The 15,354-nt window shown below is 71.6% G+C and carries 12 protein-coding genes and 1 tRNA gene; 5 read left to right on the top strand and 8 right to left on the bottom strand.

Annotation, left to right across the window (positions count from 1 at the left end; translation table 11 throughout):
* The first annotated feature begins 14 nt into the window (after positions 1-14).
* From ACFT32_RS36960 to ACFT32_RS36950, 3 genes are all read left to right on the top strand, one after another.
* Entirely contained in the window at positions 15-1,553 is a 1,539-nt protein-coding gene (locus ACFT32_RS36960) for an APC family permease (RefSeq protein WP_382497900.1), read from the top strand.
* Positions 1,554-1,701: 148 nt separating this feature from the next.
* Positions 1,702-2,427 (top strand): molybdopterin-dependent oxidoreductase, encoded by a 726-nt coding sequence (locus tag ACFT32_RS36955; protein WP_382498137.1) that lies wholly within the window; start codon positions 1,702-1,704, stop codon positions 2,425-2,427.
* Positions 2,411-3,025 carry a cytochrome b/b6 domain-containing protein gene (locus tag ACFT32_RS36950; RefSeq protein ID WP_382497899.1) on the top strand — a complete coding sequence of 205 codons (615 nt, stop codon included), beginning with the start codon at positions 2,411-2,413 and terminating at the stop codon, positions 3,023-3,025. Before ACFT32_RS36955 ends, ACFT32_RS36950 begins: the two co-directional genes overlap by 17 nt.
* A gap of 76 nt (positions 3,026-3,101) precedes the next feature.
* Here ACFT32_RS36950 and ACFT32_RS36945 read toward each other — a convergent pair whose 3' ends face one another.
* From ACFT32_RS36945 to ACFT32_RS36930, 4 genes are read right to left on the bottom strand one after another with little or no spacing between them, the layout of a single operon-like run.
* On the bottom strand, positions 3,102-4,133 hold the full coding sequence (locus ACFT32_RS36945; protein ID WP_382498136.1) for an L-idonate 5-dehydrogenase: 1,032 nt from the start codon (positions 4,131-4,133) through the stop codon (positions 3,102-3,104).
* A 29-nt stretch (positions 4,134-4,162) separates the two neighbouring features.
* Positions 4,163-4,927 carry an SDR family oxidoreductase gene (locus ACFT32_RS36940; protein ID WP_193480350.1) on the bottom strand — a complete coding sequence of 255 codons (765 nt, stop codon included), beginning with the start codon at positions 4,925-4,927 and terminating at the stop codon, positions 4,163-4,165.
* Positions 4,928-4,940: 13 nt separating this feature from the next.
* Positions 4,941-6,338: a gluconate:H+ symporter gene (locus ACFT32_RS36935; RefSeq protein WP_382497897.1), complete on the bottom strand. Its 1,398-nt coding sequence runs from the start codon at positions 6,336-6,338 to the stop codon at positions 4,941-4,943.
* A 47-nt stretch (positions 6,339-6,385) separates the two neighbouring features.
* Positions 6,386-6,904 (bottom strand): gluconokinase, encoded by a 519-nt coding sequence (locus ACFT32_RS36930; protein WP_382497895.1) that lies wholly within the window; start codon positions 6,902-6,904, stop codon positions 6,386-6,388.
* 137 nt (positions 6,905-7,041) lie between these two features.
* Here ACFT32_RS36930 and ACFT32_RS36925 point away from each other — a divergent pair, with 137 nt between their 5' ends.
* Complete coding sequence (locus tag ACFT32_RS36925; protein ID WP_382497893.1) at positions 7,042-7,743, top strand: FadR/GntR family transcriptional regulator; 702 nt, start codon at positions 7,042-7,044, stop codon at positions 7,741-7,743.
* Between the two features lie 13 nt (positions 7,744-7,756).
* Here the strand turns inward: ACFT32_RS36925 and ACFT32_RS36920 are convergent, their stop codons facing one another.
* From ACFT32_RS36920 to ACFT32_RS36905, 4 genes are all read right to left on the bottom strand, one after another.
* Entirely contained in the window at positions 7,757-8,131 is a 375-nt protein-coding gene (locus ACFT32_RS36920; protein WP_382497891.1) for a YchJ family protein, read from the bottom strand.
* A 13-nt stretch (positions 8,132-8,144) separates the two neighbouring features.
* A complete protein-coding gene (locus tag ACFT32_RS36915) occupies positions 8,145-9,488 on the bottom strand; it encodes a M1 family metallopeptidase (protein WP_382497889.1) in 1,344 nt (447 codons plus the stop codon).
* A 62-nt stretch (positions 9,489-9,550) separates the two neighbouring features.
* Positions 9,551-13,417: a Pls/PosA family non-ribosomal peptide synthetase gene (locus ACFT32_RS36910; protein ID WP_382498134.1), complete on the bottom strand. Its 3,867-nt coding sequence runs from the start codon at positions 13,415-13,417 to the stop codon at positions 9,551-9,553.
* Positions 13,418-13,699: 282 nt separating this feature from the next.
* Positions 13,700-13,784, bottom strand: a tRNA-Leu gene (locus ACFT32_RS36905).
* Between the two features lie 195 nt (positions 13,785-13,979).
* On the opposite strand from ACFT32_RS36905, the gene ACFT32_RS36900 reads away from it, so the two are divergent.
* Entirely contained in the window at positions 13,980-15,305 is a 1,326-nt protein-coding gene (locus ACFT32_RS36900; RefSeq protein WP_382497888.1) for a M20/M25/M40 family metallo-hydrolase, read from the top strand.
* Positions 15,306-15,354: the final 49 nt, after the last annotated feature.

Below are 15,354 nucleotides of genomic sequence, written 5' to 3'. Positions count from 1 at the left end.
AGGACGCTCTCCCGATGACCACGGACAGTTCGAGTACGAGCACGTCCGCCGCCGGCGGCGGCATCAGTACGTTCAAGGGGCAGGAGCGCGCCCTGCGCGCCGACCGCCTCGGCACCGGGGGACTGCTGCTCTCCGTCCTCGCGGCGACCGCCCCGCTCATGGTGGTCGCTGGTGTCATGCCCACTACATTCGCGGTGATGGGCATCGTCGGCCAGCCGCTGCTCTTCGTCGTCCTCGGCGTCGTCCTGGTCCTGTTCAGCGTGGGCTACGCCGAGATGAGCCGCCACGTCCACAACGCGGGCGCCTTCTACGCGTACATCTCCCGCGGCCTCGGCGGCACCGCCGGCGCGGGTGCCGCCCTGGTCGCCCTCGTCGCCTACAACGCGCTCCAGATCGGCATCTACGGCATCTTCGGCTTCGAGGTCTCCGGGCTCCTCGCCACGTACGCCGACGTGGAGATCGCCTGGTGGATACCGGCCCTGGTGGCCGCCCTGGCCGTCGGACTGCTCGGCTGGCTGAAGATCGACGTCAACGCGCGGGTGCTCGGCGTGCTGCTGGTCATCGAGGTGCTCCTCGTCGTGATCTTCGACGTCGCCGCCCTCGCCGACCCCGGCAAGGAAGGCCTGTCGCTGCACGCCTTCAACCCCGACACGCTCACCGGCGCGGGCGTCGGCACCGCCCTGTGCTTCTGCATCGCCGCGTTCCTCGGCTTCGAGCAGGCCCCCGTCTACGCCGAGGAGACCAGCCGCCCGCACGTCCTGGTGCCGCGCGTGATGTTCTTCGCCGTCGGCGGGGTCGCCGTCTTCTTCGCGCTGAGCAGCTGGGCCCTCACCGTCGCCACCGGCCCCTCCGCGATCGTCGGCACGGCCCAGAAGCAGAGCGCGGGACTGCTGTTCTTCCTCACCGAGTCCCGCCTCGGCGGCACCTTCACCGACGTCCTGCACGTCCTGTTCGTCACCGGCATGTTCGCCGCCCTGCTCAGCTTCCACAACGTCGTCGCCCGGTACGCCTTCGCCATGGGCCGCGAGGGCCTGCTGCCCGCCGCCTTCGGCCGCACCAGCGGCACCAGCGGCGCCCCCGGCACCGGCTCGCTGCTGCAGACCGTCACGGCCGTGGTGGTCGTGATCGCCTTCGCGATCGCCGACGACAAGCCGGTCGGCGACCCGACCGCGCCCGTCCTGCAGCTGTTCACCTGGCTCGGCAACATCGGCGCCCTCGGCGTGATCGTGCTGATGGCGGCGGCCTCCCTGTCGGTCGTCGTCTTCTTCGTCCGCCGCGGCGCCGCCGGCGCCCAGGCCTGGCGGCTGGCCACCGCCACGCTGTCGGGCCTCGCCCTGCTCGTGATCGCCGGCTACACGGTGAAGGACTTCGAGGTGCTGGTCGGCGCCGGCCCCGACTCCTCGCTGAGCTGGGTCCTGCCCGGCGTCATCGGCCTCGCCCTGGCCGCCGGCCTGGTCCTGGGCCTGGTGCTGCGCGCCCGCGCCCCCGAGAAGCACGCCCGGATCGGGCTCGGCAACGAGGCGTTCCAGCTGGACAAGGCCGCGTCGTCCTGACGCACCGGACGTAAGAACCGGTTACGGAACTCTGACGAGCACCCGCGATCCCTGTCCTACCGGGGGCTGCGGGTGTTCGAATGAGAACGTGAACGAGAACGCGGGCAAGGACGTGAATGGGGGCGTGCACGAGGACGTACAAGACGGCGTGAACGACGGACACCCCGAGGAGCGGGGCACCCCGGTCGGCCGCCGTGTCTTCCTCGGCACCCTCGCCCTGGGCGCCCTGGGCGTCGCCGCCGCGCCCAAGCTGCAGCGCGGCCTGGAGGGATTCCTCGGCGGCGCCGCCGACAAGGACCCCACCGGCCTGACCGGACTGCTCCCGAACGGCGGCGGCTTCCGCTACTACTCGGTCGCCTCGTCCGTCCCGCGCAAGAACGACGACACCTACCGCCTCAGGATCGACGGCCTGGTCGACCGCCCCACCACCTACACCCTGGACGCGCTGAAGGCCCTCCCGCAGACCCGCATGGTCCGCGACGTCCAGTGCGTCACCGGCTGGCGGGTCCCGGACACGCCGTTCGAAGGCGTACGTCTCTCCCGGCTCCTCGACGCGGCCGGGGTACGCCCCACCGCGAAGGCGGTCCGCTTCACCTGCTTCGACGGCACGTACAGCGAGAGCCTCACCCTCGCCCAGGCCCGCCGCGCGGACGTCCTGGTCGCCCTGCGGATGCAGGACAAGGACCTCGGCCACTCCCACGGCGGCCCGGTACGCCTCTATGTGGCGCCCATGTACTTCTACAAGTCGGCCAAGTGGCTCTCCGGCATCACCCTCACCGACGAGGTCGAGCCGGGCTACTGGGAGGAGCGCGGCTACGACGTCGACGCCTGGGTGGGCCGCTCGAACGGACGCGACGATGCCCCCACTAGCTGACACCGCGGCCGAGGTCGGCCGCTTCACCCGGGCCGAGCGCTGGATCCACCGCACGACGGCCGCCCTGATGGGCGTCTGCGTACTGACGGCGGCCTGCCTCTACGTCCCTCAGCTCGCCGAACTCGTAGGCCGCCGTGCCCTGGTCGTCACCCTGCACAAGTGGTCAGGCCTCGCCCTGCCCGTCCCGGTCCTGGCAGGCCTCGCCTCCCGCGCCTTCCGAGCCGACCTCGGCCGGCTCAACCGCTTCGGCCCCCACGACCGCACCTGGCTGCGCGCCGCCCTGCACCGCGACAAACGGCAGGCTTCCCGCCCGGCCGCCAAGTTCAACGCCGGCCAGAAGATCTACGCGGCCTGGATCGCCGGAGCCACCCTCGTCATGCTCGCCACCGGCCTGATGATGTGGTTCACCCACCTCACCCCCCTGCTCTGGCGCACCAGCGCAACCTTCGTCCACGACTGGCTGGCCCTCACCATAGGAATCGTCCTGGCGGGCCACATCGGCATGGCGGTGGCGGACCCGGAGGCCCGCAGAGGAATGCGAACGGGCAAGGTGAGCAGCGACTGGGCGACCCGACAGCACTCTCTATGGCGCTTGTAGGTGTTGCCCTTCAGGGGCGCGGGGAACTGCGCGAACAACCACACCGCCCCCGCAGCCCCCGGACGACATCAACCACCTACGGCGCAACGGCGAAATCCAACAGCACCTTGCAAGACCGACTCCGATCAGCGGCCAGGGCAAAAGCCGACTCGGCCTCCCCCACGGGAACCACCGCACTCACCAGACCGTCGAACGCCGGCTCCACAGCCAACAACTCCAGCGCCGCATCAAACTCCGTGTCGAACCGGAACGCCCCCCGAAGCTCGATCTCCCGGCTCACCACAAGGTTCCCCGCAAACGGACTCTGCCCCGGCGGCAACATCCCCAACTGCACGACAACCCCACCCCGCCGCACCCGCCGCAGACACGCGTCAAGCCCCGCGGCCACCCCGGACGCCTCGATCGCCACATCGACTTCATCGGGCCACCCGGCGTCATCCGGGTCATCGGCCCGGACAACCGTGTCCGCACCGGCGACCCGGGCATACTCCAACGCCTCGGGCAGCAGGTCCGTCACAGTGACCCGCGCCGCCCCCGCCGCCTTCGCCGCCGCGACCACCAGACACCCGATGGGCCCGGCACCGGTCACCAGAACATGCCGCCCGGCCACGTCCCCGGCCCGCCGCACCGCGTGCAGCGCGACGGACAGCGGCTCGGCGAGCGCGGCCCGGCGCGGCTCCAGACCGTCCGGCAGCGCCCGCAACTGCTCACTCGGCACGACCACCCGCGCCGCGAACCCGCCCTGCACATGCGGGAAACGCGCCGCACTGCCCAGATAGCGGGTGTCCCGGCACACGTTCCGCCGCCCGGCCGAGCACTCCGGGCACACTCCGCACGGGGTCGCCGGGTGCACGGCCACGGCCGTACCCGGAGCCGGGCCCGAGGCGCCGTCCCCGTACGCGAGCACCGTGCCGACGACCTCGTGCCCGAGCACCATCGGCTCGCGGAGCCGGAAGTCCCCGACGCCGCCGTGCCGCCAGTAGTGCAGATCGGACCCGCACACCCCGCCGTACCGGACGGCGATCAGGGCCTGCCCGGGACCGGGCTCAGGAACCGGCAACTGCGCGACCCGGAGGTCGTCCTGACCGTGAATCACACAACCCAGCATCGAAACCTCCTGATCGGTCACTGCGATGGTCACAGCACGCTCGTCATGCCGCCGTCGACGTACAGCACCTGCCCGCTGATGAAGTCGGCGGCCGGGGAGGCGAGGAACAGCACCCCGCCCACCAGGTCTTGCGTACGGCCCCAGCGCCCGGCCGGGGTACGCCGCCGCACCCAGGCGCTGAACTCCTCGTCGTCGACGAGGGGCTTGGTCAGCTCGGTCTCGATGTAGCCCGGGCCGAGCCCGTTGACCTGCACACCGCTCGGGCCCCAGTCCGCGCACATGCCCTTGGTGAGCATCTTCAGCGCGCCCTTGGTCGCGGCGTACGGCGCGATCCCGGGCCGTACGACCTCGCTCTGCAGCGAGCAGATGTTGATGATCTTGCCGTGGCCGCGTTCCGTCATCCGGCGCGCAGCCTCACGGCCGGTCAGGAAGGCACTGGTCAGATTGGTGTCCAGGATCCGGTGCCAGTCCGAGTCGGTGAACTCCAGCAGCGGGGCGCGCAGTTGCATGCCCGCGTTGTTGACGAGGATGTCGAGCGGGCCCACCCGCTCCTCGACCTCGGCGATCCCGTCCGCCACGGACGATCCGTCGGTCACGTCGAACGCGGCCGTGTGCACCTTGTCGCCGGGCAGCCCGGCGGCGGCCTCGGCCAGCCGGTCCTTGTCGCGTCCGTTCAGGACGACCGTGCAGCCGGCTTCCGCCAGACCACGGGCGAGGGCGAGTCCGATGCCCCGGCTGGAGCCGGTCACCAGGGCCGTACGGCCGCCGATGTCGAACAGGGGGTGAGCAGTCATGGCCGTACCTCTCCTAGATCACCAAGGACAACAGCAGGACGATGCCGCCGGCGACCACCGAGATGATCGTCTCCATGACGGACCAGGTCTTGATGTTCTGGCCGACGGTCAGTCCGAAGTACTCCTTCACCATCCAGAACCCGGCGTCGTTCACATGGCTGAAGAAGAGCGAGCCTGCGCCGATGGCCAGGACGAGGAGGGCCGCGTGCGTCGTCGACATGTCGGCCGCCAGCGGGGCGACCAGACCGGCCGCCGAGACCGTCGCCACCGTCGCCGAACCGGTCGCCAGCCGGATCGCCACCGCGATCAGCCAGGCCAGCAGCAGCGCCGGGATCGACCAGTCCTCGGAGATCTCCAGGACCATCCGGCCCACGCCGGTGTCGATCAGCGTCTGCTTGAAGCCGCCGCCCGCGCCGACGATCAGCAGGATGCCCGCGATCGGCATGAGGCTCTTCTCGACGAGCGGCGAGACGCGCTCCTTGGAGAACCCGGCGGGCCGCAGCAGCGTGAAGATGCCGACCAGCACCGAGGCGAGCAGCGCGATCATCGGGGCGCCGATGACGTCGAAGACGCGCTGGACCGGGTTCTCCGGGTCGTCCACGACGATGTCGACCAGCGCCTTGGCGAGCATCAGGATCACCGGCAGCAGGACGGTGAACAGCGTGGCGCCGAAGCCGGGGCGCTTCTCCAGGTCCTCGGAGGCGCGCTGCGGAATCATGTTGTCGGGGGCGGGCACGTCCACCCAGCGGGCGGCGTACTTCGAGAACACCGGACCGGCGATGATCACCGTGGGGACGGCGACCAGGACACCGAGCGCCAGCGTCACGCCGAGGTCGGCCCCGACCGCGTCGATCGCGACCAGCGGACCGGGGTGCGGCGGCACCAGGCCGTGCATCACGGACAGGCCCGCGAGCGCCGGGATGCCGATGCGCATCAGCGAGTAGTTGCCGCGCTTGGCGACCATCAGCACCACCGGGATCAGCAGCACGATGCCGACCTCGAAGAAGAGCGGCAGTCCGATCACGGAGGCGATCAGCACCATCGCCCACGGCATCGACCGCCCGCCGGCCTTCTCCAGGATGGTGTCGACGATCTGGTCGGCGCCCCCGGAGTCGGCGAGCATCTTGCCGAGGATCGCGCCCAGGGCGATCAGCACGCCGACGCCGGCGACCGTGGTGCCGAGGCCGGCGCTGAAGCTGGTGAGGACCTTGTCCAGCGGAGCCCCTGCGATCGCGCCGAGCGCCAGTGACCCGATGGTCAGCGCCAGGAACGCGTGCAGCTTGAACTTGGTGATGAGCAGGACGATGACGGCGATGCCCGCCAGAACGGCGATGCCCAGCTGAGCGTGGCCGGCCGAGGTGATCGGCTCGGGTGCGTCCGCTGCCAGCATCTCGACGCTGAGTCTGGTCACGGGTGAGGTGTCCTTGGGGTGAGGAGTCGTAGGAAGGGAGTGAGGGGCTACTGGACGGGCTCGGGGAGATCCTCGAGCGCGCTAGCCGCCCGTTCGGTGATCTCCTCCGGGCTGCCCAGGACGTCCACGCGGACCCCCGCCTCGTCGCTCTCCAGCGGCTGGAGGGTGGCGAACTGGGAGTCGAGCAGCGCCGTGGGCATGAAGTGCCCCTGCCGGTGCGACATCCGGTCCTCGATCAGCGCGCGGTCGCCCGCGAGGTGCACGAAGACCACGCCGGGCGCGGCGGCCCGCAGCCGGTCGCGGTACGACCGCTTCAGTGCCGAGCAGCTGACCACCCCGCCGAGCCCGGCCCGCCCGTGCCCCCACGCGCCGATGGCGTCCAGCCAGGGCCAGCGGTCCTCGTCGGTGAGCGGCGTACCGGCCGACATCTTGGCGATGTTGGCCTGCGGGTGGAAATCGTCGCCCTCGGCGTAGGGAACGCCGAGCCGGGCCGCGAGCAGGGGACCGATGGTGGTCTTGCCGGTGCCCGCGACGCCCATGACCACGACGACGTGGGGGGTGTTCATCGCTGCCTCACTGTCTGCTGTCTTCGTCGACACGTGATGTCGACGCAACTGAAACCCATTAGGTACGACTAATTCAAGAGGCCGTGACAAATAAGTCTGACTTTTTATCTCCGTGATCTACCCCGTACGCTGAGTGCATGAGCACACCGGGTCGAGGGCTGCACGGCCATGTACTGGACACCCTCGGCCCCGAGATCACGGCGGGCGAGTACCCGCCGGGCAGTGTGCTGCGCACGGACGAGCTGGCCCAGCGTTTCGATGTGTCGCGCTCCGTGATGCGCGAGGCGGTCCGCGTCCTCGAGTCCATGCACCTGGTCGAGTCCCGCCGCCGTGTCGGCGTGACGGTCCGCCCCAAGTCCGAGTGGAACGTCTACGACCCCGAGGTCATCCGCTGGCGTTTGGCCGGCGCCGACCGCGCCGGGCAGTTGCGGTCCCTCACGGTGCTGCGCTCGGCGGTCGAACCGGTCGCGGCGGGCCTCGCCGCCCGGCACGCCACCGCCGAGCAGTGCGCCGAGCTCACCGAGTGCGCCCTCGGCATGGTCGCCAACTCACGCGGTCACAGGCTGGAGGAGTACCTCGTCCACGACGTCGCCTTCCACCGCGCCGTCCTGGCCGCCTCCGGCAACGAGATGTTCGCCCGCCTCGGCGACGTGGTCGCCGAGGTCCTGGCCGGCCGCACCCACCACGACGTGATGTTCGAGGACCCCGACCCGGCCGCCGTCACCCTGCATGTCCAGGTCGCCGAGGCGGTCCGCGCGGGCGACGCGGCCCGCGCGGAGGAACTGACCCGTGAGATCACGGTCGGAGCCCTCCAGGAACTGGACATCCTGGCGCCCTAGTTCTGAGCGGCTCTCAGTCGAGGATGTCTCCGTCGACGTACACCCAGGCCCCGCCGACCCGCTCGAACCGGCTCCGCTCGTGCAGCGATCCGCCCCGGTACGAGGCCCGGAACGTCACGGTCCCGGTGGTGTGGAACGCGGACCCGTCACTCGTGTCCAGGATCTCCAGGCCCGTCCACCGCATCCCGGGATCGAGGTCCAGCCGCCCGGGCCGCGTCCGAGGATGCCAGGTCCGCAGCAGATACCCGGCGTCCCCCTTCACGAAGGCGCTGTACCGCGACCGCATCAACGCCTCGGCGGTCGGGGCGGCGGCGCCTCCCGAGTGGTAGCGCCCACAGCAGTCGCCGTAGGTCCCGGGGCGGCCACAGGTGCAGGAAGGCGTCGTCATGCCGGTCATTGTCCTAGACGGCCCCACCCGTCCGGGGCGAGGGCAGCGGAGGCAGCGTCGTTCCGTACAGCCACATGTGGAACAGCGCGTCCAGCGGCTCGTCCGTGAACCGCCCCACGTGCGCGGTGAAGTTCGCCGTCGTCACGGCCCCGCCCCGGTGCTGCCCCGCCCACCCGCGCAGCATGCGGAAGAACGCGTCGTCGCCCAGGGCGCACCGCACCGCGTGCAGGACGAGCCCGCCCCGCTGGTAGAGACGGTCGTCGAACATCGACTTCCGCCCCGGATCGGCCAGCCGGAGGTCCTGAGGCAGCGAGAACAGCAACCGGTGTGCACCGGCGGCCAGTTGCTGGGCGCTGCGCCCTCCCGAGCGCTCCGACCACAGCCACTCGGCGTACTTCGCGAACCCCTCGTTCAGCCAGATCTGCCGCCAGTCGGCGATGGACACGCTGTTGCCGAACCACTGGTGCGCCAGCTCGTGCGCGACCAGCCGCTCCGAACCCCGCTCCCCGTCCACGTGGTTGGACCCGAACAGCGACAACCCCTGCGCCTCGACGGGGACGTCGAGCTCCTCCTCGGTCACGACGACCGCGTACTCGTCGAACGGGTACGGCCCGAACAGCTCCTGGAACAGGTCCATCATCGCGGGCTGCCGCGCGAAGTCCCGGGCGAACCGGGGGAGCAGATGCGCCGGGATGTGCCCGTGCTGCGGAACCCCGCCCGGGCCCGGGTCACCCAGCAGCACCGTCTGGTACTTCCCGATCGACAGCCCCACCAGATAGCTGGACGTCGGCGCCGCCTGCTCGTAGACCCAGGTGGTCGTCGAGGCCTTCGTGGTGCGGGTCAGCAGGCGTCCACCGGCCACCACCGCGTAGGCCGACGGCGTCGTGACCGAGATGTGGTACGAGGCCTTGTCGGCGGGCCGGTCGTTGCACGGGTACCACGAAGGCGCCCCGACCGGCTGGCTCGCCACCAGCGCCCCGTCCTCCAGCTCCTCCCAGCCGAGACCGCCCCAGGGACTGTTCACCGGCCGGGGGTTCCCCGACCACTGCACCTCGACGGTGAAGGCCGCACCGGCGCGCACCGGCTTCGCGGGGCGCACCCGCAGCTTGCCGCCCCGGTGCGTGTAGTGCGGCGTACGGCCGTCGACCTTCACCCGGCCCACCCGGAAGTCCGCGAGGTTCAACTGGAACTCGGTGAGCTGCCCGCGGCCCGCGATGGCGTTGATCCGCGCGGTCCCCGACAGCCGGTTCGGCGCGGGGCGGTAGTCCAGCGTGAGCTCGTACCGGTGCACCCGGTACCTGAGGTCACCGTTGCCCGGGAAATACGGGTCCTGACCCACTGACTGCTGAACCGCCACTGTTGCGTCTGCTCCCTGCACTGCGCTCGTACGACGTCCGCCGGCCCCGTGGGGGGCTGTGCCTAGCGACGCCATGCCTCGATCGGGTTGCCCAGCCAGCGCGTGTCGTCGGGCACGGACTCCGCGGCCATCACCAGGGACGCCGGACCCAGCGTGGCGCGGGCCCCGACGGCGCTGCCGGGCAGGATGATTCCGCCCGGGCCCAGAGTGGCGCCCTCACGGAGGACCACAGTATCCGTCCGCAAGATCCGGTCGTGGAAGAGGTGGGTCTGGAGCACACAGCCCCGGTTCACGGTCGCCGCGTCCCCGAGGGTCACCAGATCCGTCTCCGGCAGCCAGTAGCTCTCGACCCACACCCCCCTGCCGATGTGCGCACCGAGTCCGCGCAGCCACGCCGACAGCAGCGGCGTACCCGGCACCGAACCGGCCAGCCACGGCACGGCCAGCACCTCGACAAAGGTGTCCGCCAGCTCGTTGCGCCACACGAAGGAGCTCCACAAGGGGTGCTCGGCCCGGCGATGCCGCCCCACGAGCAGCCACTTCGCGGCGATCGAGACGAGCCCCGCCGCGCAGCCCGCCCCGAGCAGCACAAGACCCGACAGCAGGGGAGCCCACACCCCGAGCGCGCACAGCGCCGCCGCCGTCCCCACCGCCAGCGCCGCCGAGCAGAACACCGGCAGGATCCGGCAGAGCTCCACAAGACCGCGCGCCCACAGCAGCCGCGCGGGCGGATCGTACGTACGGCTCTGGTCGCCGTCGGACGCGGCCCGCGGCAGCTTCATCGGCGGCAGCCCCAGATACGAGCTGCCCTTCTTGGCCTTCTTCGGCGTCGCCGACAGCACACCCACCAGGCCGCCGTCCGGCACGCTGCGCCCCGGCCCGGTCATCCCCGAGTTGCCGAGGAAGGCCCGCCGCCCGATCTCCGCGCGCCCGACCCGCAGCCAGCCGCCGCCGAGCTCGTACGGCGCGGTCAGGGTGTCGTCCGCGAGGAACGCGCCCTCACCGACCGTGGTCAGGCTGGGCAGGGCCAGCACGGTGGACACCTCGGCCCGCCGCCCGATCCGCATCCCGAGCAGCCGCAGCCACACCGGCGTGACCAGCCCCGCGTACAGCGGGAACAGCGTGTCCCGCGACCGGTCCATCAGCTGGGTCACGGTCCAGGCCTGCCAGCCCACCCGGCTGTGCGTGGCGTGCGTGCCCTCCCGAAGCCCCAGGCTCAGCAGCCGTACGCCGATCACGATCAGCAGCGCGTACGCCAGCCCGAAGGCGAGCGTCGCCGGCACCAACGCGAGCACGGCACCACGCAGGGCCGCCGCGAGCCCGGCGTCCGGACCGACGAACAGCCCCGCCACCAGCAGCGCGGCAGCCGCCGAGACCACCGGCAACGCGGTCAGCGCGAAACCCGTCACGCCGTACATCACCCGCCAGAACGCGCCCCGCCCGGGCCGGTCCCCCGGCCAGTTGCGCTTGGCACGGCCCAGCTTGACCGCCGGCGCGCCCGCCCACCGCTGCCCGGTGGGAATCTGTCCGGTGACCGCCGAGCCGGGTGCCACCTCGGCCCGCTTGCCCACCCGCGCGCCCGGGAAGAGCAGGCTGCGCGTGCCGACGACGGCGTGCGCGCCCACCTTCACCGGCCCGACCTCCAGCCGGTCGCCGTCCAGCCAGTACCCGGACAGGTCCACCTCGGACTCGACGGCCGCGCCCCGGCCCAGCTTGAGCATGCCGGTGACCGGCGGCAGCGAGTGCAGGTCCACGTCCTGCCCGACCTTGGCGCCCAGCGCTCGCGCGTACCGCTCCAGCCAGGATCCGGTCAGTGAGGTCGCCCCGCTGAACTCGGCCAGCCGCTCGGCCGTCCACAGCCGCAGATGGACGCTCCCGCCGCGCGGGTAACGGCCCGGCCGCACCCCCCGCAGCAGCAACCGGGCCCCGCCCGCGGCGAGCCCCAGACGCCCGGGCGGGCTGAAGAGCAGCACGGCACCGGCCGCGACCAGCCACCAGGGCGCGGTCGGCAGCCAGGCGTAGCCGGGCAGCACGTTCCCGAGCGCGGCGAGCGGCACGGTCCAGCGCAGCCCGAGCAGTGTGAACAGCGGAACCAGCAGCAGGAGCTGGACGAGCTGGGCACGCCTCGGCACCGGGGCCACGACCCGCTGGGCGTTGTCGTCCTGTACCGACTCCTCCAGGTGGCGGGCCAGCTTCCGCAGGACCGGCCGCTGGTAGATGTCGAGGACGGCGGCGCTCGGGTAGCGCGTGCGCAGCCTCGTCGTCAGCTGGGCGGCGGCCAGACTGCCCCCGCCGATCGCGAAGAAGTCGTCGGAGGCCGACGTCACCGGAATGCCGAGGACATCCGTCCACTGCTCGGCGAGCCAGGCCTCGGTGCCGTACAGCGGCTCCGCCGGGCCGCCCGTCTCCAGCCCCTCCAGCGGCCAGGGCAGCGCGTCGCGGTCCACCTTGCCCGACGTACGCGTCGGCAGCTCGTCGACCGGCGCGAGCAACGGCACCAGGGCCGCGGGCAGCTCGGCGCGCAGCCGCTCGACGGCGGTCGAGTGGTCCCAGCCGTCCTGGATGACGACGTAGCCCACGAGGAGCTCGTTGCCGCTGCGGGCCGTACGCACCGCGGCCGCGGCCCCGGCCACCCCGGGCAGCGCCTGAAGCGCCGCGTCCACCTCACCGAGCTCGATACGGCGCCCACCGAGCTTGATCTGCTCATCGGCCCGCCCGAGGAAGACCAGCCCCTCCGGCTCGGCCCGCACCAGGTCACCGCTGCGGTACGCCCGCTCCCAGCCCAGCGACTGAAGCGGTGCGTACTTCTCCGCGTCCTTCTCGGCGTCGAGATACCGGGCGAGCCCGACCCCGCCGATCACCAGCTGACCGCTGCCGCCCATCGGCACGGGCTCCCCAGCCTCGTCCACGACGGCCAGCTCCCAGCCGTCCAGCGGCAGCCCGATCCGGATCGGCTCCTCGCCGCTCATCAGCGACGCGCACGCCACGACGGTCGCCTCGGTCGGCCCGTAGGTGTTCCACACCTCGCGCCCCTCGGTCACCAGACGCTGCGCCAGCTCGGGCGGGCACGCCTCCCCGCCGAAGATCAGCAGGCGTACGTCGTTGAGCGTCTCCGGCTCCCAGAGCGCGGCCAGCGTCGGCACGGTGGACACGACGGTGATCTCCTGCTCGACCAGCCAGGGCCCGAGATCGGCACCGCTCCTGACCTGCGAGCGGGGCACCGGCACCAGACAGGCGCCGTGCCGCCACGCCAGCCACATCTCCTCACAGGACGCGTCGAACGCCACGGACAGCCCCGCCATGACCCGGTCACCGGGCCCGATCGGCTCCTCGGCCAGGAACAGCCCGGCCTCCGCGTCCACGAACGCGGCGGCGCTGCGGTGGCCGACGGCCACGCCCTTGGGCTTGCCGGTGGAGCCGGAGGTGAAGATGATCCACGCGTCGTGCCCGAGGCCGGGCCGGGCGGCGGTGTGCCCGGCGGCATCGCCGACGGTCAGCTCGTGACCGGCCCCGATGACCGCCCGCACCCCGGCCTCGCCGAAGACCAGCGCGGCCCGCTCGTCCGGGTCCTCGGCGTCCACGGGCACGTAGGCCGCACCGGCGGCCAGCACGGCGAGGATCGCCACGTACAGGTCGTTGGTGCCCGACGGGACCCGGACCCCGACGCGGTCCCCGAGCCCGACCTTCGCGGCGGCCAGGCTCCGGCGCAGGTTCTCCACCTCGGCGGCCAGCGCGCGGTAGGTGAGCAGCCGGTGGCCGTCGTCGAGCGCCGGCTCGTCGGGATACGACCGTACGGATGCCTCGAAGATGTCGACCAGGGTGCGGGGCGAGGCCGCGGGGCCGGCGGAGAAGCGGGCCATGTCGCGGAGTCCTGTGCTCCACTCCCGGTCCAGCAGAGTGAGGTCGGGGCTTTCGTGCAGGGCGGCCATCGGATCCTCGCGTCTCGAACCCGGACGGTCCGGGGCGCCGTCGGGCCCGCAGGTCTGCCTGGGGATGTTCCGGTCCGGCGCGAACAAGCCCAATACTCTAGTGGTCGGGTGACTTCGTCCTGTCATGTCCGCCACTCGGAGGCAAACGCGAGACACCGCTCAGGCGCGGCGCCGCCCCCTCCCACCTGCGCTTCTCCCGGCGGGGCGAGACGTCGACCACATTCCTCGCGTCCCGGGCACAAACGACGAAAAGCCCCTCGATGAGAGGGGCTTTTCGATCTGTGTCCGAGGGGGGACTTGAACCCCCACGCCCGATAAAGGGCACTAGCACCTCAAGCTAGCGCGTCTGCCATTCCGCCACCCGGACAAGGTGTCTGTCGCGTGGGTTCTCCCCGCGGCGACGACGTAAACATTACCAGGCTTTCAGGGGTGGCCGATCACCCCCGCCCGCGCCGCGGTGGGGTGTGAACGGCGTGTGACGGGCCGGGAGCGGTCTTGGGGACCGGGCCGTCTGGAGAGAGGATGAGAGAGACCCACCAGCAGTGACAGCGGGAGGAAGCACGTGAGCGAGACGGACACGGCCAGGAGCGTCACCGGCGAGGACGAGGTCGTGGACCTCTGCCGCGAGCTGATCCAGATCGACACCAGCAACTACGGCGACCACTCGGGTCCGGGCGAGCGCAAGGCGGCCGAGTACGTCGCCGAGAAGCTCGCGGAGGTCGGGCTCGAACCGCAGATCTTCGAGTCGCACCCGGGCCGCGCCTCCACGGTGGCCCGGATCGAGGGCGAGGACCCCTCCCGGCCGGCGCTTCTCATCCACGGCCACACCGACGTCGTACCGGCCAACGCGGACGACTGGACCCACCACCCCTTCTCCGGCGAGGTCGCCGACGGCTGCGTGTGGGGCCGCGGGGCCGTCGACATGAAGGACATGGACGCGATGACCCTCGCGGTCGTCCGCGACCGGCTGCGCAGCGGGCGCAAGCCCCCGCGCGACATCGTCCTCGCGTTCCTCGCCGACGAGGAGGCGGGCGGTACGTACGGAGCGAAGCACCTCGTGCGCAACCACCCCGACCTCTTCGAGGGCGTCACCGAGGCGATCAGTGAGGTGGGCGGATTCTCGTTCACCGTGAGCGAGCAGCGGCGGCTCTACCTGATCCAGACGGCCGAGAAGGGCATGCACTGGATGAAGCTCACCGTGGCCGGCACGGCCGGGCACGGGTCGATGATCCACCGGGACAACGCGATCACCGAGCTGTCGGAGGCCGTGGCGCGGCTGGGGCGGCACAAGTTCCCGGTGCGGGTCACCAAGACCACCCGCGCCTTCCTCGACGAACTCGGTGACGCGTTCGGCACCGAACTCGACCCGGAGGACATGGAGTCGACCCTCGCGAAGCTCGGCGGCATCGCCAAGCTCATCGGCGCGACGCTGAGCAACACGGCCAACCCCACGCAGCTCGGTGCCGGCTACAAGGTCAACGTCATCCCGGGCGAGGCGACCGCCCACGTCGACGGCCGGTTCCTGCCCGGTTTCGAGGAGGAGTTCCTCACCGACCTCGACGGGATCCTCGGTCCGAACGTGCGGCGCGAGGACGTCCACGCCGACAAGGCCGTCGAGACCACCTTCGACGGGGCGCTCGTGGAGGCGATGCAGTCCTCGCTGCTGGCCGAGGACCCGACCGCCAAGGCCGTCCCCTACATGCTCTCCGGCGGCACCGACGCCAAGTCCTTCGACGACCTGGGCATCCGGGGCTTCGGCTTCGTACCGCTGAAGCTGCCCCCGGAGCTGGACTTCGCGGGCATGTTCCACGGTGTCGACGAGCGGGTGCCGGTGGACGGCCTGAAGTTCGGCGTGCGGGTGCTCGACCGGTTCATCGACGCGTCCTGAATCGGCCCTCCGGTACGGAACTATTCGCTCGCCCGTACGGAACCGACTG

The sequence above is a fragment of the Streptomyces sp. NPDC057002 genome (assembly GCF_042673825.1).
GTDB lineage: Bacteria > Actinomycetota > Actinomycetes > Streptomycetales > Streptomycetaceae > Streptomyces.
The sequence above is the reverse complement of the archived record's forward strand: the minus strand, read 5'-3'. Positions and strand labels throughout refer to the sequence as shown.

What these genes read in the sequence shown, in the direction of transcription:
- ACFT32_RS36945 (WP_382498136.1), bottom strand. Translation starts at nt 4,133, where the DNA reads ATGCTGGGTTGTGTGATTCACGGTCAGGACGACCTCCGGGTCGCGCAG.
- ACFT32_RS36930 (WP_382497895.1), bottom strand. Translation starts at nt 6,904, where the DNA reads ATGAACACCCCCCACGTCGTCGTGGTCATGGGCGTCGCGGGCACCGGC.
- ACFT32_RS36940 (WP_193480350.1), bottom strand. Translation starts at nt 4,927, where the DNA reads ATGACTGCTCACCCCCTGTTCGACATCGGCGGCCGTACGGCCCTGGTG.
- ACFT32_RS36960 (WP_382497900.1), top strand. Translation starts at nt 15, where the DNA reads ATGACCACGGACAGTTCGAGTACGAGCACGTCCGCCGCCGGCGGCGGC.
- ACFT32_RS36925 (WP_382497893.1), top strand. Translation starts at nt 7,042, where the DNA reads ATGAGCACACCGGGTCGAGGGCTGCACGGCCATGTACTGGACACCCTC.
- ACFT32_RS36910 (WP_382498134.1), bottom strand. Translation starts at nt 13,417, where the DNA reads ATGGCCGCCCTGCACGAAAGCCCCGACCTCACTCTGCTGGACCGGGAG.
- ACFT32_RS36950 (WP_382497899.1), top strand. Translation starts at nt 2,411, where the DNA reads ATGCCCCCACTAGCTGACACCGCGGCCGAGGTCGGCCGCTTCACCCGG.
- ACFT32_RS36920 (WP_382497891.1), bottom strand. Translation starts at nt 8,131, where the DNA reads ATGACGACGCCTTCCTGCACCTGTGGCCGCCCCGGGACCTACGGCGAC.